Source organism: Ruegeria sp. S263 (assembly GCF_056780525.1).
This window is the reverse complement of sequence record NZ_CM165558.1, coordinates 76,643-93,357: the sequence shown is the minus strand read 5'-3', so window position 1 is coordinate 93,357 and position 16,715 is coordinate 76,643. Positions and strand designations below refer to the sequence as shown.

Annotated in this window: 22 protein-coding genes and 1 pseudogene; 15 read left to right on the top strand and 8 right to left on the bottom strand. The window is 58.2% G+C overall.

Annotation, left to right across the window (positions count from 1 at the left end):
• Positions 1-58: 58 nt before the first annotated feature.
• From ACT2B1_RS00505 to ACT2B1_RS00490, 4 genes and pseudogenes are all read right to left on the bottom strand, one after another.
• Positions 59-559: pseudogene (locus ACT2B1_RS00505) on the bottom strand (FHIPEP family type III secretion protein); the annotation flags it as partial.
• A 9-nt stretch (positions 560-568) separates the two neighbouring features.
• The gene (locus tag ACT2B1_RS00500) at positions 569-931 is read right to left on the bottom strand and encodes a transglycosylase SLT domain-containing protein (protein WP_481668992.1); all 363 of its coding nucleotides are present in this window, start codon (positions 929-931) and stop codon (positions 569-571) included.
• Between the two features lie 396 nt (positions 932-1,327).
• On the bottom strand, positions 1,328-1,756 hold the full coding sequence (locus tag ACT2B1_RS00495) for an Lrp/AsnC family transcriptional regulator (RefSeq protein ID WP_171125918.1): 429 nt from the start codon (positions 1,754-1,756) through the stop codon (positions 1,328-1,330).
• A 34-nt stretch (positions 1,757-1,790) separates the two neighbouring features.
• On the bottom strand, positions 1,791-3,023 hold the full coding sequence (locus ACT2B1_RS00490) for an MFS transporter (RefSeq protein ID WP_481668367.1): 1,233 nt from the start codon (positions 3,021-3,023) through the stop codon (positions 1,791-1,793).
• A 186-nt stretch (positions 3,024-3,209) separates the two neighbouring features.
• Between ACT2B1_RS00490 and ACT2B1_RS00485 the strand changes: the two genes are divergently transcribed.
• The 7 genes from ACT2B1_RS00485 to ACT2B1_RS00455 all read left to right on the top strand — a co-directional run bounded on the left by ACT2B1_RS00485 (position 3,210) and on the right by ACT2B1_RS00455 (position 7,996).
• Entirely contained in the window at positions 3,210-3,824 is a 615-nt protein-coding gene (locus tag ACT2B1_RS00485; protein WP_171241139.1) for a ribonuclease D, read from the top strand.
• Positions 3,821-4,789, top strand: a complete 969-nt coding sequence (locus ACT2B1_RS00480; protein ID WP_171241138.1) for a KpsF/GutQ family sugar-phosphate isomerase — start codon at positions 3,821-3,823, stop codon at positions 4,787-4,789. The genes ACT2B1_RS00485 and ACT2B1_RS00480 overlap by 4 nt, the downstream gene beginning before the upstream one ends.
• A gap of 12 nt (positions 4,790-4,801) precedes the next feature.
• Positions 4,802-5,401 (top strand): LPS export ABC transporter periplasmic protein LptC, encoded by a 600-nt coding sequence (gene lptC / locus ACT2B1_RS00475; protein ID WP_171125926.1) that lies wholly within the window; start codon positions 4,802-4,804, stop codon positions 5,399-5,401.
• 3 nt (positions 5,402-5,404) lie between these two features.
• Positions 5,405-5,896 (top strand): LptA/OstA family protein, encoded by a 492-nt coding sequence (locus tag ACT2B1_RS00470; RefSeq protein WP_481668366.1) that lies wholly within the window; start codon positions 5,405-5,407, stop codon positions 5,894-5,896.
• The gene (lptB, locus tag ACT2B1_RS00465; protein ID WP_171125929.1) at positions 5,896-6,654 is read left to right on the top strand and encodes an LPS export ABC transporter ATP-binding protein; all 759 of its coding nucleotides are present in this window, start codon (positions 5,896-5,898) and stop codon (positions 6,652-6,654) included. The genes ACT2B1_RS00470 and lptB overlap by 1 nt, the downstream gene beginning before the upstream one ends.
• Positions 6,655-6,907: 253 nt before the next feature.
• Positions 6,908-7,471: a ribosome hibernation-promoting factor, HPF/YfiA family gene (gene hpf / locus ACT2B1_RS00460; RefSeq protein ID WP_171125931.1), complete on the top strand. Its 564-nt coding sequence runs from the start codon at positions 6,908-6,910 to the stop codon at positions 7,469-7,471.
• 60 nt (positions 7,472-7,531) lie between these two features.
• Complete coding sequence (locus ACT2B1_RS00455) at positions 7,532-7,996, top strand: PTS sugar transporter subunit IIA (protein WP_481668365.1); 465 nt, start codon at positions 7,532-7,534, stop codon at positions 7,994-7,996.
• A 65-nt stretch (positions 7,997-8,061) separates the two neighbouring features.
• Here the strand turns inward: ACT2B1_RS00455 and dalA are convergent, their stop codons facing one another.
• A complete protein-coding gene (dalA, locus tag ACT2B1_RS00450) occupies positions 8,062-8,577 on the bottom strand; it encodes a divisome-associated lipoprotein DalA (RefSeq protein WP_171125935.1) in 516 nt (171 codons plus the stop codon).
• Between the two features lie 169 nt (positions 8,578-8,746).
• Here dalA and ACT2B1_RS00445 point away from each other — a divergent pair, with 169 nt between their 5' ends.
• Together ACT2B1_RS00445 and ACT2B1_RS00440 are read left to right on the top strand one after the other, a co-directional pair.
• Positions 8,747-9,346 carry a L,D-transpeptidase gene (locus ACT2B1_RS00445; RefSeq protein WP_171125937.1) on the top strand — a complete coding sequence of 200 codons (600 nt, stop codon included), beginning with the start codon at positions 8,747-8,749 and terminating at the stop codon, positions 9,344-9,346.
• A gap of 139 nt (positions 9,347-9,485) precedes the next feature.
• Positions 9,486-9,668 (top strand): hypothetical protein, encoded by a 183-nt coding sequence (locus ACT2B1_RS00440; protein ID WP_108861641.1) that lies wholly within the window; start codon positions 9,486-9,488, stop codon positions 9,666-9,668.
• A gap of 75 nt (positions 9,669-9,743) precedes the next feature.
• Here the strand turns inward: ACT2B1_RS00440 and hemH are convergent, their stop codons facing one another.
• On the bottom strand, positions 9,744-10,793 hold the full coding sequence (gene hemH, locus ACT2B1_RS00435; RefSeq protein WP_481668364.1) for a ferrochelatase: 1,050 nt from the start codon (positions 10,791-10,793) through the stop codon (positions 9,744-9,746).
• A 57-nt stretch (positions 10,794-10,850) separates the two neighbouring features.
• On the bottom strand, positions 10,851-11,681 hold the full coding sequence (locus ACT2B1_RS00430; RefSeq protein WP_171241135.1) for a methyltransferase domain-containing protein: 831 nt from the start codon (positions 11,679-11,681) through the stop codon (positions 10,851-10,853).
• Here ACT2B1_RS00430 and ACT2B1_RS00425 point away from each other — a divergent pair.
• The 4 genes from ACT2B1_RS00425 to ACT2B1_RS00410 are packed head-to-tail and all read left to right on the top strand — an operon-like array spanning position 11,662 to position 14,008.
• Positions 11,662-12,426 (top strand): ComF family protein, encoded by a 765-nt coding sequence (locus ACT2B1_RS00425; protein ID WP_481668363.1) that lies wholly within the window; start codon positions 11,662-11,664, stop codon positions 12,424-12,426. The two genes, ACT2B1_RS00430 and ACT2B1_RS00425, sit on opposite strands and share 20 nt — an antisense overlap.
• A gap of 37 nt (positions 12,427-12,463) precedes the next feature.
• Entirely contained in the window at positions 12,464-12,721 is a 258-nt protein-coding gene (gene grxC / locus ACT2B1_RS00420) for a glutaredoxin 3 (protein ID WP_171241134.1), read from the top strand.
• Positions 12,721-13,551: a carbon-nitrogen hydrolase family protein gene (locus ACT2B1_RS00415; protein ID WP_171241133.1), complete on the top strand. Its 831-nt coding sequence runs from the start codon at positions 12,721-12,723 to the stop codon at positions 13,549-13,551. The genes grxC and ACT2B1_RS00415 overlap by 1 nt, the downstream gene beginning before the upstream one ends.
• A gap of 16 nt (positions 13,552-13,567) precedes the next feature.
• Entirely contained in the window at positions 13,568-14,008 is a 441-nt protein-coding gene (locus ACT2B1_RS00410; protein ID WP_170353764.1) for a MarR family winged helix-turn-helix transcriptional regulator, read from the top strand.
• Positions 14,009-14,010: 2 nt separating this feature from the next.
• Here ACT2B1_RS00410 and ubiG read toward each other — a convergent pair whose 3' ends face one another.
• Positions 14,011-14,757 carry a bifunctional 2-polyprenyl-6-hydroxyphenol methylase/3-demethylubiquinol 3-O-methyltransferase UbiG gene (gene ubiG, locus ACT2B1_RS00405; RefSeq protein WP_481668362.1) on the bottom strand — a complete coding sequence of 249 codons (747 nt, stop codon included), beginning with the start codon at positions 14,755-14,757 and terminating at the stop codon, positions 14,011-14,013.
• Positions 14,758-14,805: 48 nt separating this feature from the next.
• On the opposite strand from ubiG, the gene pip reads away from it, so the two are divergent.
• The gene (pip, locus tag ACT2B1_RS00400; protein ID WP_171241131.1) at positions 14,806-15,783 is read left to right on the top strand and encodes a prolyl aminopeptidase; all 978 of its coding nucleotides are present in this window, start codon (positions 14,806-14,808) and stop codon (positions 15,781-15,783) included.
• Positions 15,780-16,601, top strand: a complete 822-nt coding sequence (locus ACT2B1_RS00395) for an ABC transporter substrate-binding protein (protein ID WP_171125952.1) — start codon at positions 15,780-15,782, stop codon at positions 16,599-16,601. Before pip ends, ACT2B1_RS00395 begins: the two co-directional genes overlap by 4 nt.
• Positions 16,602-16,715 lie beyond the last annotated feature (114 nt).

The following is a 16,715-nucleotide window of genomic DNA, read 5'->3' as shown; positions in this document are numbered from 1 at the left end:
GCGACTGTATTCCAACGAGGTACGCGCTGCGCTGTTGCGCGTTGACGCCTGTTCAACCCGCGCCTGCGGACATGTCGCTGTCGATGGCCAGTTGTTTTCCGGGCATGCCATCCAGCGCAAACCGGGCGCCGACTTCGGCCATTCTTGCCGCGCCTTTGGTGATCACCATGAAATTCACGATCAGCAGAACGCCAAACACCACCAGCCCCAGAAAGATGCTGCCGCCCATGACGAAACTGGCGAACCCTTCAATCACGTCCCCAGCAGCATTTGGCCCGGTGTGCCCCTGACCGATGATCAGCTTGGTCGAGGACACATTTAACGACAATCGCAACATCAACGAGGCCAGCAGGATTGTCGGAAAAGACGAGAAATCCAGCGGCCGCTCGATAAACAGCGTCAGGGTAAAGATCAGGATGGCAAGCGCAAAGGACGTCGCCAATCCCACATCCAGCACCCATGCGGGCATCGGGAGGATCATCATCACGATGACCGCCATTAAAGCAAGCGCCAGCAAAACGGTCGGGGAAAACAGGGATCGGGCGTCAATTTTGGGCACGGTGCGCTCCTAGTTGAACGAGATAAAAGCGGCGGGAGCGCCATTTGTGGGAACTAAAGACCCAAGCGTGCTTGGTGCAGGGTTGCCAACAGGCGTCGGGATCAGCGGTGCCGCAGCGCCCAAGAGAGGATCGTTTGCTGCCAGAACGGTTTCCGGGTCGCCCTTTAGTTCGGCGCGCATTTTCCTGAACCGACCGGAATAGGCCGCGGCCAGATCAGGTGTGCGAGAATGATACGCCCCGGCTGCGGCAGTCCAGGATCCCAGTTCAGCGTATAAGTCCTTAAGGAAGCGGGCGGCGTAGTCGGCGTTTTCCTGGGGATCGAACATGGCGTCAATGGATCGGAACGCCTTGCCGTGCCAGCGATAGTTGATTTGGAAGCATCCGATATCAAAGCTGCGCTTGCCTGCTTTGAAGATGTTGAAAACGTAAGACTTCGCCTCAACCTCGGATTTGAACCAGAAACCCCGCCCTTCGACATTGATGGCCCATGGCCACGGGGCGAATTGACCGTCCAGTGTGCGTCCGGTTTCGACCCGAGTTATGGCGCGCAGGACGTCAATAGGGACATCGTGTGACAGCGCTGCGCGCAGCGCCGCCCGATCACAGAGCGCTGCCGTTTGGGGGAAGCTAAAGCTATCGCCGCTTGCGCGATGTACAACGCAAAAGCCAGTCCAAGGATCGTTCGATTGGGCATTCTGCCGGTCCGGGATTCTGATCAGTCCGGGCCAAGCTAGCTGTGCGAGGGTTTACAGACAGTTATCGGCTGTTCAGATTCGGTCGATCCTGCGCCCGAATACAACGCTGGTATTGGTCCGAAGGACGCCCGGAATCTTGGCGAGGTCATCGACCAGAATATCCAGATCCTCGATCCGGGGGGCCTCGGCCGACAGCAGCAGATCGAACTCGCCATTGATGGACAGGCAAAGTTTGACCTCAGGGTAGGCCTCCAGTCGCTTGATAATGCGCGTGGTTTCTTTCTGCTGCACCTCCAGCAAAACGACAACCTGAACGCGTGGGGCATCTTCGGGGGTATTTAGCACCACGGAGTACCCGGCGATCACGCCGCGTTCTTCCATGCGATTGATGCGCTCATGCACCGTGGTTCTTGCCACGCCAAGCTTCGCCGCGATCCGAGTGGTTGAATCGCGAGCGTTGTGTTGAAGGGCGGCGATGATGCGGCGGTCCAGTTGATCCATGGCTCAAAGGTGTAGTGCAGAGTTGCGCTGTTGCTCAAGGCTTGTGAAGGTGTTCTTTGGAAACGGCTTTCCTGTCTTCGGTGGGCCACAACAGAACCGCCAGTGCCAGTCCCAAAACCGCAGCGAACGCCATCCAGCCCAAGGCATGTGTTACTCCTTTGACCGTCATCAGCCAGCCCGCCAACGGATAAAGCACCAACCAGCAGGCATGGGATAGGGTGAACTGCGCGGCAAATACGGCCGGGCGGTCCTCGGGCGCAGCAGACCGTGTCAACAACCGGCCAGATGGCGTAAGAGTCGCCGAATATCCGAACCCGACGCAGACCCAAGTCAGGATCAGTGTCGGCAGCGTGATTTGGCCCCCAATGGACAACACTGCCCCCATCGCCATGGAAAAGGTGCCAAAGAAGGCTCCCGTCAGCATAACCCTGCGATCCCGGAACCTGTTCAGCAGCGTCGGCAGGACAAATGCGGCCAGCATCGAGCCGCCCCCGAATCCGGCAAGTGAAATGGCTACGGCGCTTTCCGATAAACCCAAATCGGCCCGGACGATCACGACCGTGTTCACGATAACCATCGCGCTTAGCGCGGCAGCTGCCCAGCTCAGCGCCAGTAACCCGCGCAGGCGGGGCGTCTCCAGATATAAACGGATACCGCGCGTCGTGCGGTCATAGACGCCACGGGGTCGTGTCGGTTCGGGCGAGGGCAGGACAACCGAAGTTACCAGAAGTGCCGATGCGACAAACCCAAGACCCGTTCCCCAGAACAGGCTGTCGAAACTTACGATTGTCAGCAATAGCGCGGCCAGGATCGGGCTTACCACGCTTTCAAGATCGTAAGCCAAACGCGAAAGCGACAGAGCTTTGGTATAATCCTGCTCATCCGTAAGAACGTCCGGAATCGTCGCCTGAAAGGTCGGTGTAAATCCGGCAGAGGCAGATTGAAGGACGAAGATCAGCAAGTAGACCTGCCAGATTTCCGTTACAAAGGGCAGGCACATCGCAACGGCAGCGCGCACCACGTCCAGGGCGACCAGCATTCGCCGCCGGTCCAGCTTTTCGGCGAAAGCGGCGGCAATCGGCGCAACCACCACATAAGCGACCATTTTGATGGTCAGGGCCGTGCCAAGCACCAAACCGGCGGCCTCACCGGCAAGCTCAAACGCCAAAAGACCCAAAGCAACGGTTGCCAATCCGGTTCCGGTCAGCGCCACGATCTGCGCGGCCAGTAAATGGCGGTAAACCCGGTTTCGCAGGATGCTGAGCATCTGCAATGCCTTTCTTTTGCGCCCAATTGCTCTGACGGTGATGTTGCCCGGTAAAGAACGCCATTTTCTAGTCAAAGGCGCAAGGGGCAAGAAACATGCGCATATTGGTCGCATTCCATGGATGGCGTTGAGTTTACGGGCCAAACCTCCTATCTCGGGGGCGATACGGCACAAAGGAAGACCCCCGTGGCAAACCATCTTTATAAAAACGACCTGCCAGACGGGTTGGATATGGGCCCTGTTGTGGCCATTGACTGTGAAACCATGGGATTGAACCCGCATCGTGACCGTCTGTGTGTCATCCAGATGTCCGGGGGGGATGGTGACAGCCATATTGTGCAGGTCGAAAAAGGCCAGACTGCTGCGCCAAACCTGTGCGCCATGCTGGAAAACACCGACGTGCTGAAACTGTTCCACTTTGGCCGCTTCGACATTGCCGCGCTGTTTCATACCTTTGGCGCGCTGGCCGCACCTGTCTATTGCACCAAGATCGCCAGCCGATTGGTGCGGACCTATACCGACCGCCACGGGCTGAAGAACCTGTGTCAGGAACTCATCGGTGTTGATATCTCAAAACAACAACAGATGAGCGACTGGGGCGCGGAAAACCTGACCGAGGCGCAGTTGGAATATGCGGCCTCGGATGTCCTGTACCTGCACCGCCTACGCGAGGCGCTGGACTGGCGTTTGGCCCGCGAAGGCCGGACCGAGATGGCCCAGGCCTGTTTTGACTTCCTGCCGATGCGTGCGAAACTCGACCTCGCCGGTTGGCCCGAAACGGATATATTTGCGCACTCATGACCGATACCGAAGCTTTCCTGAAAACCGCGCGGCAAGTCGTCACTGACGAAGCCCGCGCGTTGGATGTTCTGGCCGAAGGCCTGGACGATCAATTTGCCGATGCTGTGCAAATGATATTGCAGGCCAAAGGCCGCATCATCATCAGCGGCATCGGAAAATCGGGTCATATTGGCCATAAGATCGCGGCAACGCTGGCCAGCACCGGCACGCCCGCCTATTTCGTTCACCCTGCCGAGGCCAGCCATGGCGATCTGGGTATGGTGTCCAAAGGCGACGTGGTTCTGGCCATCTCGAACTCGGGTGAAGCGCCCGAACTTGCGAACCTGCTGGCCTTTACACGCCGTTTTGGTATCCCGCTGATAGGTCTGTCCAGCAAACCCGAAAGTACCTTGATGACACAGGCGGATGTGCATCTGCTGATCCCGTCGATGGGCGAGGCCTGCGGGTTCGGCATGGTGCCTTCGATCTCGACCACGCTGACGCTGGCGATGGGTGATGCGCTGGCGATTGCGCTGATGAAGCATCGCGATTTCAAACCCGAGGATTTCCGCGCGTTTCATCCTGGTGGCAAATTGGGCGCCCAGTTGTCCACCGTGCGCGATTTGATGCACTCAGGCGACGCGCTGCCTCTGGTGGCGGCTGACACCGCGATGAGCGAGGCGTTGATCGTGATCAGCCAGAAAGGGTTCGGCGTCGCTGGCGTTACAGATGCGCAAGGTCAACTGACCGGTATCATCACGGATGGTGACTTGAGGCGTCACATGGACGGGCTTCTGGACAAGACCACCGCCGAAGTCATGACGGAAAGCCCGACCACAATCAGCCCCGATGCACTGGCGGAAGAAGCTGTTGCGATCATGAATGACCACAAGATCACTTCTTTGTTCGTGGTTTCGCCTGACTCCGACGGCTCAGCCGAGGGGCTCCTGCACATTCACGACTGCCTGCGCGTCGGGCTGGGATAAGAGGGCGGATCTGTGGACAGTCATTCGCGCATGGTGCAATTCCTCAAGGTGTTGCTGCCACTGGCGGCTATCGTGCTGCTGTCCACCGTTTTCCTTTTGTCGCGCAGTATCGAAACCAACGTAACGGTGCCCTTTACGCAAAGAGATATCGAGGAACGGCTGGCAGATCAGATCGTGACCTTGCCGAATTATCGCGGCACCACCCGCAAGGGCGAAGAGGTTCAGATCGAAGCGACAAAGGCGACGCAGGGGACCAAAAACTCGGTTCCGACAGCGTCTGATTTCAAGGGGCGGCTTGGTCTTTCGGATGGGGGTGTGATCACGCTGGACTCAAATTCCGGGATGATCCGCCCGGACAAGAACACCGCGACCTTTGTTGGCGATGTGGTTATAATTACAACAGACGGTATCAAGGTTACGACGGACCTTTTGAATACGGCGTTGGACGAAATCCGTGGTGATACACCGGGTCAGGTCGACGGAACGGGCATAATTGGCAACTTTTCCGCGGGCCGGATGACATTTGGGACTGAAAAAAAGGACGGGCCGGTCCATATTATTTTTACAGATGGCGTCAAGTTGGTGTATGAGCCGGAAAAAGCAGAAAGATAACCTGTGTTCGATTTTCGTTTAGCCATTGCGTGTTTTGCCCTTGTAGCCGGTGCTGTTTCAGCGACTGCGCAAGAAACACAGGTCGCGTTCGGGGCCGTCAAGGCAGACCCCAGCCTGCCGGTTGAGGTGACGTCAGAAACGCTCAACGTGAATCAGGAAAACGGATCGGCCGAGTTTCAGGGCAATGTGATCGTAATCCAGGGCGAAATGCGCCTGACAGCCGAACGTGTTCTGGTCATCTACAACGAAGATCGGTCCGCGATTGAACGCATGGAGGCGACCGAGGATGTCGTTCTGGTCAGCCCGCCGGACGCTGCGGAAGGTGACTGGGCGGAATACACCATCGACTCGGGCGTGATCGTCATGAAGGGCAATGTTCTGCTGACGCAGGGGCCAAGTACGATCAGTGGCGACCAGATGAACGCGAACCTTACTACCGGTACAGCGACGATGACGGGCAACGTCAAAACCATTCTGCAGCAGGGGGCCAATTGATGGCCGGTCCGAGCCTGACTGTTGCCGAGGGCAACTCGGGCCTCAGAATTGAAAAACTGCGCAAGTCTTATCGTAAGAAAACGGTGATCCGGGACGTTTCCATGACGTTGGACCGGTCCGAAGTGGTCGCTCTGTTGGGGCCGAACGGATCAGGCAAGACGACGACATTCTATTCTGTGGCCGGTTTGGTGTTCCCCGAAGCGGGGACCGTCACGATTGACGGGCAGGTGGTCACGACTTTGCCGATGTACCGTCGCGCGCGTCTTGGGATCGGCTATCTGCCGCAGGAAATGTCGATTTTCCGTGGGATGAGTGTTGAGGACAACATCGCCTCGGTGCTGGATATCACTGTCAGTCACGCGCATCGCCGCAAGGAACGGCTGGAAGAGCTGCTGTCGGACTTTTCGATCGAACATCTGCGCCGTGCGCCCGCGCTGGCCCTGTCAGGTGGTGAGCGTCGTCGCGTCGAAATCGCGCGCTGCCTTGCAGCAGACCCCAAATACCTGCTGCTGGATGAACCCTTTGCGGGCGTTGACCCGATCAGTGTGGGGGATATCCGTCATCTGGTCGCGGATCTGAAGAAACGTGGAATCGGCGTTTTGATTACCGACCACAATGTCCGCGAAACCCTCGAGATCGTGGATCGCGCCTATATTCTGCATGACGGCCAGGTCCTTATGTCCGGCACGCCGGACGAGGTGGTCGAAAATGAAAACGTGCGCCGCGTCTATTTGGGCGAAAATTTCCGAATTTCATAGGTTTGCGCAGGTCTGTGCCGACTGCATGGCGGAAATCGCGTATATACACATCTGTTTTGATTGACTCTTCCGCCGTCTCTTGCCTCAATTGGGGTATGGCATTTCTACGGTTCAATTCTGGATCACGATGCCCCTTCCCTGAAGGGTGCGCGGTTCGGTTACTGCGGAAATTGTCGATACCCCCCACCCGATAATCAACAAGCGCGTCGCGATTTGCGGCGTCAGAATGGGTGTGAATTGTGAAGGAGATCACATGCGTTACCAAATTAGCGGAAAACAGATCGACATCGGTGAAGCACTTCAGACCCATGTGCAGACCGAACTTGGCGAGGTGGTGGGTAAATATGCCCAGCGTCCGACCGATGCCAATGTCGTCTTTTCCCGTTCTGCGCATGAATATGTGTGCGAAACTACCGTGCATCTTTCCACCGGCCTGACGGCTCAGGCCAAAGCCCACGCAACTGAAATCTACGCAGCTTTTGAGGCTTGCTGCGACAAGATGGAAACACAATTGCGCCGTTACAAGCGCCGTTTGAAGGACCACCACAAGGATCGGGCCGAGCCGGTTGAACTCTTTGGAGCATCCTCTTATATCCTCGCCTCTGACGAATCGGAGTCGGCTGACGAACCCGAATCTCTGCAGCCGATGATCGTGGCTGAGATGGAGACCAAGATCCCATCGCTGAGTGTTGGTGAAGCCGTAATGCAGATGGAACTGGCTGGTGCCCCGGTGCTGGTGTTCCGGAATGAAAACAAGGACGGATTGAACGTCGTGTACCGTCGGGACGACGGGAATATCGGCTGGATCGATCCGTAACAGGCAAGAATAGCAAGGCTAGCCCCTGCATTAGCGGGGGCATTGCCGTGGAGCGTGATCATGGAGCTTTCGAGCATACTAAAGCCCGAAGCAGTACGTGTTTTGTCCGCCGCTTCCAGTAAGAAGCGGTTGTTTCAGGAAATCGGCGATATTGCCGCCGGGATTCTGGGACTTGAAGCGCAAACTGTTGTAGACAGTTTGCTGGAACGTGAAAGCCTTGGGCCGACGGGTGTTGGGCATGGTGTTGCGTTGCCGCATGCTCGTCTGAACGAAGTCGAAGAGGTGTCCGGGGCTTTTGTCATGCTGGAAAAGCCGATTGATTTTGGCTCGGTCGACCGGCAGCCCGTCGATATCGCCTTCGCACTTTTTGCGCCGGAAGAGGCCGGTGTCGATCACCTGAAGGCCCTTGCTCTGGTGTCTAGAACGCTGCGGGACACTGCGGTTTGCGCCAAGCTTCGGGCCAATCCCGATCCGGTCAAGATTTATGCGATCTTGACCGAGGCGCAGTCGATGCAAGCGGCATAAGCCACTGACAAACAACAAAAAAGCCCCCGATTTTCGGGGCTTTCTTTTTTGGATGGATTGGCGTCTTAGCCGCCGGTTCCCATTTCCAGAGTCCACCAGATTTTGCCGCCATTTTCCTGATGCCAGGCAAAGCCCATCTGTGTGGCTTTCGGGTCCATGATCACGGACCGCGGACCCGGCTCCTGCATCCATGCGGCCAGTGTCTCGGTCTCGGTCTCGTAGGTCTCCGAGATCGCTTCGCCCAGGAAAGTACCGAAATACCCCACGCGTGCGGCGCGGTCGATTGGCGATGAACCGTCTGATCCGAAGTGCCATGGCCGGTTCTGGCGCGCCATGTCCTTGGAATGAGTCGCCGCAGCAGCGTTGAGCTGCGAGTTCAACTGCACAGATTGCAGCCCCGACGCCTGACGCAGCGCGTTCACCGAATCAAGCATCCGGAACTGCAACTTTTCCGGGTTTCCGCGAATCTTGTAAACCGTCGGCAGCGGGCGACCATCCGACCCATAGGTTGGGGTGCTGCTGGGGGTGCACGCTGCCAGCGCAACGAAGCAAACGAAAAGTAATGAAATAATACGCGTCATGGCCGACCTGATGATTGTGATGCCTTACGGCATAGCGCGCCCGACTGACTTGGGCAAACCTGCAAAAGCTGATTCTCGCGTGATTCTGCCGGTTTGATTTGCGAATGAGGTATTCTGGCAATAAAATGCGTTAGATTTTCAACTTTGGTTTAGCAAAGGACCGCCTGATATGGTCAAGAAGCTCATTCCCTCGACGACCCGCCGTGGATTTTTAACCGGCGCTTCGGCTGTTTTAGCCTCGCCCGCGATCGCGCAGTACATCCCCGGTGATCCGCTCCGCCCTGCGCCGGAACCTGAACCGCAGGTCCGTAGAAACGTTTCGGGCTTCCGTGCGCTGGATTGGCAGCCTTATTTCTCGAACACGCGGAACGGGGCCATTCTGGTCGATACGGTATCACGCGCGCTGCATTATTGGTCAGATGATCAATCGGTCTACAAACTCTACCCGTCTTCGGTGCCACTGACCGAGGAATTAACGCGCCGTGGCCGCACAAGTGTCATCCGCAAGGTTGAAGGACCAAGCTGGTCGCCAACGCCATCCATGAAGAAAAGAAATCCGGAATGGCCGGACTATATCCCTCCGGGGCCGGATAACCCGTTGGGAACGCACGCTTTGTATCTAAGCTGGAAGTACTATCGGATTCACGGCACACATGACACACGTAAAATCGGGCGTAGATCATCCAACGGATGCATCGGTCTGTTTAACGAGGATATTGCCGAGTTGTTTTCAATGGCGAACGTAGGTACGCAAGTGTTGCTTATTTGACGACATTTCCGCGCACGAACCCGCTTTTTGAGCAAGTTCCATTTGCATTCCAGTCGGATAGCTGATTAGAAAAAAACACGAGGTAAGTCTTGGGTGTGCGGTTTCAATATATGAAACCGTGCGTATTCTGGAGGTTAATATGAAGAAACTCGTTCTCGCCGCTGCACTGACCGCTGCTGCATCGACCGCTTATGCTGGCAACCTGGAAGAGCCGGTTGTTGAAGCACCTGTTGTTGTCGAAGAAACTCAGGGTTCGTCGCAGGGCATCATCCTGCCGCTGGTCCTGCTGGTTGTGGTTGCCGCAGCTGTTGCAGCAAGCTAATTCGACGAGCGCAATACAAAGAAAAGGCGGTGGAGTTTTCCACCGCCTTTTTTTATGCCCAAGGGCCGGGGCGAATTAGTCCAACCAGCCTTTCAGATTGTCTTCGATCACTTTGCCAAGCGCAGCGATGTGCGAATCGTCATCGTTCAGGCAGGGTATATAGGTAAAGGTCTCGCCGCCGGCCTCTTCAAAGCTTTCTTTGATCTCTTCGTTGATCTCCTCCAGCGTTTCGATGCAATCGGCGGAAAACGCCGGAGCGATGACGGCAATATTCTTCTTACCCTGCCGCACCAACTCAGCAACATGATCGACTGTATAGGGTTTCAGCCATTCTTCCGGCCCGAACCGGGATTGGAATGTCGAGACAAGCTGGTCATCCTGCCATCCCAGACGCTCTTTCAAAAGCCGGGTCGTTTTCGCGCATTGGCAGTGATACGGATCGCCCTGCTGCAGATAGCGTTCCGGCATCCCGTGGTAGGAACAGACCAGAATATCTGGTTTGGTTTCCATCGCGGCATAGGCGTTCTGGACTGAACCGGCCAAGGCGTCGATATAGGCGGGTTCGTCGAAATAGGCGGGAACGGTGCGTGACGCAGGCTGCCACGCTTCTTCCATCAGCGCGCGAAAGAACTGATCGTTTGCCGTGGCGGTCGTCGCGCCTGCATATTGCGGATAGAGCGGGAAGAACAGGATGCGGTCACAGCCTGCCGCCGCCATCTCATGCACCTTGGACTTGGTCGAAGGGTTGCCGTAGCGCATGCAGAAATCCACCATCACCTGATCGCCATAACGTGCCTGCATCGCCTCGCGCAGCTTGGCCGTCTGATCCTTGGTGATCGTCATCAGCGGGCTTTCACCCTTGTCGTGGTTCCAGATCGACTTGTACGCCTCACCCGAGCTAAAAGGCCGCTTGGTCAGGATGATACCTTGCAGGATCGGCTGCCATTTCCATCTCGGATAGTCGATGACGCGCTGATCCGACAGGAACTCGTTCAAATAGCGACGCATTGGCCAATAGCCGTAATCGTCCGGGGTGCCCAGATTGGCCAAAAGAATACCGACGCGGCCCATTTTGACCTTCGGGTGGTCGTCGGGGGCATGAGCGGGGCGGGTGGCGTCAAACATGGGATGCTTCCTGAAATCGTCGTGTTTCGGGCTGAGATAAACGGAATTAGCCCGCCGTCAATCGGACAGTTTGCCTTCTTTTGTTCCCAGCGCGTCGGCAAGGCGCGCTTGTGCCGATCCGGGGCGCAGGGGTTTTTGCTGGCTTTCATCGGGCGACCAGCCGGTCAAGCAGATCAATTCGAAAGTTGTCGCCAGACGACCCTGCGGGGTTGCGAAGTTTTCGGCATAGATGTCTTGCGCCCGTCCAAAGACCTGCCGTCGGGTGGGGTGCTTTAACCTCTCGGACAGGCTGTTGGTCTCGCCCATCGCGCGCAGATCGTGCATCAGGTGGACTATGTCGCGGTATTCCGCAGTCAGGCGCGCGGTATCGGCGACAGGCAGAGCGAAACCCGCCCGTTGCAGCAATCCGCCCAGATCGCGCAACTCACCCATCGGGGCTATGCGCGGGCTGAGGCCGCCGGTGACCTCGATCTCGGCCTGCCCCAGGGCTGTGCGCAACTCGTTCAAGGTTTCCCCACCCAGACACGCAACCAGCAACAGCCCGTCGGGTTTAAGCGCGCGATGGCACTGAATCAGTTGCCCGACCGGATCGTTAGCCCAGTGCAACGCCATTGCGTGTACCACCAGATCGTGCGCGCCGGGCGTCAGCCGCAAAACATCTTCATCGGCAACGATATGCGCTTTGGGCAACACACCCTGCCAAACATGCGCAAAGGGCGTCACGATCGCCGGGGCGGTAAAGCTTTTGTTAACCATGGAGAGGCGATCCTGCACCTCGTCAATCGCGGCGCGGTGCAAAAACAATGCGTCGTCTTGCGCGCGGGCGCGATGCTTTGTCAGGGCAAAGCGGTCAAACAAAGAGGGTGCATTGGAGTCAGGCAGCTTCATAAGGCGCAATTATCGCATCTGGCCGCGGATTCAAACCGCCGTCCAATTGATCTATCCGCCGCGCTGTCTGGGATGCGGCGCGCTGACAGAATCGGACTTTGCCCTGTGCGGACCCTGCTGGAGCGACACGCCATTTATCGGGGGCACCGTCTGCGAAAGCTGCGGCGTCCCCTTGCCCGGTGATCCGGACGGGCACCGGATTGAATGCGATGACTGCATGAAGGTTTCCCGGCCGTGGCGGGATGGGCGTTCCGCTCTTTTATACAAAGGCAGGGCGCGGGCGCTGATATTGGCGCTGAAACATGGTGACCGCTCGGAACTGGCGCGCCCGGCGGCGCGATGGATGGTGCAGGCAGGGCGTGACTTGTTTCGTGACAACATGCTGCTCGCTCCGGTGCCGCTGCATTGGACCAGATTGTTAAAACGGCAATACAACCAATCCGCTTTGTTGGCGCACCACGTGGGGCGGGAAACCGGATTTCAGGTGTGTCCCGACCTTTTGGTTCGGCCCGTCCGAACTCCGATTCTGGATGGAAAAACTGCAGCGGAACGCGCGCGGACATTGGAAGACGTGATTGTTGCGCATCCCAAGCGGCGGCACCGGATGCAGGGGCGGGATGTCCTGCTGGTCGACGACGTGATGACGTCCGGCGCGACGCTGTCCGCTTGTGCAAGTGTCTGCCTTGCATCTGGCGCAAATCATATTTTCGTGTTGACCCTAGCGCGCGTTGCCAAGGATGCCTAATTCGTCGAAGATTACGTGAAACCCCAAGGGACGGATTATGAAACCTGTTGAAATCTATACCTCTCCGCTATGCGGCTTTTGCCACGCGGCCAAACGACTGCTGAAACAGAAAGGCGTTGAGTTCAAAGAAGTCGATGTTTTGATACACCCCAAACGCAAGCCCGAGATGATCAAGCGCGCTGGTGGTAAACGCACCGTGCCACAGATTTTCATCGGTACGAAGCACGTGGGCGGCTGCGACGATCTTTATGAGCTGGAGCGTCAGGGTAAACTGGACCGGCTTCTGGCCGCGTGATGCTGACTGCGCTGCTGCAGGTCACCTCGTCGGATGATCCGTCCGAAAATCTGAACATGGTGCGCGCCCTGATGACCGAGGCGGCCGGACAGGGCGCGCAGTTCATCCTCACCCCTGAGGTGACGAACTGCGTCTCGACCTCGACAACGCGGCAGCGCGAAGTTTTGCAGTACGAAGAAGATGACCTGACGCTGGCCGGACTACGCGATCACGCGCAGGCGCTGGGCATATGGCTGTTGATCGGCTCGCTGGCGGTCAAAACTCATGACGCGGACGGGCGTTTTGCCAACCGTTCCATAATGATCGACCCGCAGGGGCAGATCGTTGCGCGGTATGACAAGATCCACATGTTTGACGTGCAGGTCACAGAGACCGAGATTTTTCGGGAATCTCGAAACTACCGCCCCGGTGACCGGGCCGTGATTGCCGAGACAGACTTCGGCAAAGTTGGCCTGACCGTTTGCTACGATATCCGCTTTCCCCACCTCTATGCGGCGCTGGCTCAGGCTGGTGCGCGCATCTTGACTGTTCCTGCGGCGTTTTCCCCAGTTACGGGGGCTGCACATTGGGAATCGCTGTTGCGTGCCCGGGCGATTGAAAACGGCGCTTGGGTGCTGGCACCGGCCCAAACCGGAGAGCATCCCAAAACCCGTGGCAGAACGCGCTATACCTACGGTCACAGCATGGTCGTCGCCCCGTGGGGAGAGGTCATCATCGACGCAGGTACCGATCCGGGCATTCACATTTTTGATTTGGATGATAGTTCTGTGTCAGAGGCGCGCCGCCGCGTGCCTTCATTGACGCACCTGCGGGCTTTTGACGGCCCCTGACCCAGAGCCGGACCCAATGACGGACGACACCAATGCCCTTGCGGTCACGCTGTTCAGCGAGATCCTGACCGCCGACCAGCTATTGCGCAACCGGCTTAGCCGGGTGCTGCCCAAGGGCATGGAAATCTCACATTTCTCGGTGCTGAATCATCTGGTTTTCGTGGGGGATGAACGCACGCCCGCACAACTGGCCAGCACTTTCCACGTCACGCGCGGGGCGATGACCAACACATTGGCCAAGCTGGAATGGGCCGGATACATCCACATCCGCCCCGATTGGGACGACGCCCGCCGCAAAATGGTCGCGATCAGCCCCGCCGGCCGTCGCGCCCGCGATCAGGCGATTTCGTCCATCGCCCCGTTGATTAACCGTGTGGTAGGAGAGCTGGGGTTGGAGCGTGTCCGCAGCACGCTGCCCGTGTTGAGGGATTTGCGGTTGCAGTTGGAAGGGGAGTAAGCTCAGCCCGCCTTCACACTCGCCGTCACATAATTCACGCTCAAATCCCGGTCCGAGATCGACCAGCTCCACAGGATCGGGTTGAAGACGAAGCCCTTGCGGTCGACTGGGTCCAGCCCGGCTTGGCGCAACAGGTCGAACAGCTCATCCGGGGTGATGAACTTGTTCCATTCATGCGTGCCGCGCGGAAGCCAGCGCATGACGACCTCGGCCCCGAAAATGGCCATCGCATAGGATTTCGGGTTGCGGTTGATGGTCGAGCAGATCAGCAACCCACCCGGTTTCAGCAGTTGTTGCGAGGCGGTCAGGAAGCCCAATGGATCGGCTACGTGCTCGACCACTTCCATGTTCAACACGACGTCGAATTGTTCGCCCGCAGCGGCCATGTCCTCGGCTGTGGTGTGGCGATAGTCGATCTCAAGTCCCGATTGCTCGGCATGGATACGGGCGACGGGCAGGTTGCCCTCGGCGGCGTCGGCGCCCACGACCGTCGCGCCCAAACGCGCCATCGGCTCGCTTAAAAGCCCGCCGCCGCAGCCGATATCCAGCAGGCGCAGGCCTTCGAATGGTTTCGCGGTCGTCAGGTCACGGTCAAATTCACCCGCAATCTGTTGTGTGATATAATCCAGACGGCACGGATTCAGCATGTGCAGCGGTTTGAATTTCCCATGGGGATCCCACCATTCAGCCGCCATCGCCTCGAATTTTGCGATCTCGGACGGGTCCACCGTGTTCGGATGCGCTTGCATTCCTGTCTCCGTGTGCTCTTTTACGTTTAAAGACTATATAGGGCCCTAATGGATAAGTACCCGGACCAAAAGCGCGCAGTTCAATTTCTGTACCCGCCGATCGACCCGTTCGATCAGCGGATGGTCGATGTCGGCGATGGGCACCGTATTTATGTGGAACAATGCGGCAATCCCGAGGGGTTACCGGTTGTGGTTCTGCATGGCGGACCGGGCGGCGGCTGCAGCCCGGCGATGCGGCGGTATTTCGATCCGCGCGTGTTTCGGGTGATTCTGTTTGATCAGCGCGGGTGCGGTCGGTCGCGGCCTCATGCCTCGGTGCTGGATAACACGACGTGGGACCTGGTGGATGATATCGAACGCCTGCGAACGCTGTTGGATATCGACGACTGGACGGTGTTCGGCGGCAGTTGGGGCGCGACTTTGGCGCTGGTTTATGCGCAAGCGCATCCAGACCGGGTGAACCGTCTGGTACTGCGCGGTGTGTTTCTGGCCACGCAGGCCGAACTGGATTGGTTCTATGGCGGCGGCGCGGGCAAGTTCTGGCCCGAGCAATGGGCGAAATTCACTGCTCTGCTGACCGAGGATGAGTTGTCGGACACGATAGGTGCCTATCACAAACGCTTGTTCTCGGGCGATCGGGCGACGGAAATCCTGTATGCGCGGGCGTGGTCGGCGTGGGAGAACGCGCTGGCCTCGATCCATTCGCACGGGTCGACGGGTGAAAGCCCCGGCGAATACGCGCGCGCCTTTGCACGGCTTGAGAATCACTATTTCACGCACAGTGCCTTTCTTGAGAAGGACGGGCAGATTCTGGATCAGATGGACCGGATCGCCCATATCCCCGGCCATATCGTTCAGGGGCGGTATGACATGATTTGCCCGCCACAGGCCGCATGGTCTTTGGCCGAGCGCTGGCCCAATGCCGAGCTCAAGATGGTGCGACAGGCAGGTCATGCCCTGTCCGAGCCGGGCATCAGCGCTGAGTTGGTGCGTATCATGGACCGCGTGGCGGAGGGCATCGCATGACCCGCATGGACCGTCGTGCCTTGTTTGCTTCGGGTGCAGCAGCGGCTCTGCTGGCAGCAACCGGCGCGTCATTGGCCAACACGCCCAAGTCCGGCGGAACGCTGCGATTGGCCGTGCCCCGGGACGAAAGCCTTGAACAGGTGGCGCGTGGCGCAGTGTTCGACACGCTGACCGAGATCGCGCCGGATGGCACGTTGCGCGCGGAATTGGCGACAGGCTGGCAAACTGATGCGAACGCGCGGGTTTGGCGTTTCGATCTGCGCCCCGGTGTTCTGTTCCATGATGAGGCCCCGTTGGACGTTGCCGACGTTCTTGCCGTGCTGGAACAAGTCGGGCGTGTTGAGGCCACCTCGCCCTTATCCCTGCGGCTGGAACTGGCGGAAGCTAATCCGGGCCTGCCGTTTCTGCTGGCAGACAGTCGATTTGTCATAACGCGCAATGGGCAAGACGTAACGCCATTGCGCGCGGCCAACGGCACCGGATGTTACCGGGTCGAGCGCGCCGAAGACGGGCGGCATTTCTTGGGGCGCAAAGTCGCCGGTCACTATAAAAGCGGTCAGGCGGGCTGGGTCGATGCGCTGGAAGTTATCGTGATCCCTGATGCGCGTGTTCGGGCTGAGGCTTTGCGGGATGGCTATGTGGATGTCGCCGCTCTGCCCGCGCAGGACGATTTAAGGGGGCAACGCGGTCTGCGCTTTTTCCCAAGCGAGACGGATATGGCGCTGGCCGTGGCCGCTCGTGTCGGAATGCCGGGTCAGGTCGGACAGGCGCGTGCGCTGGACGATGGCCGCATCGCCGAGCGGTGGTGGCTGGCTTAATTCCCGCCGGGGGTTGCAGACTCGGGAAACCCTGCGTATATGCAGTTCCAACAGCGGCGCGTTGGACTTCTGGTTCAAAGCTCCACCGGAAAATACGACGGGCCGCGCGCCCGT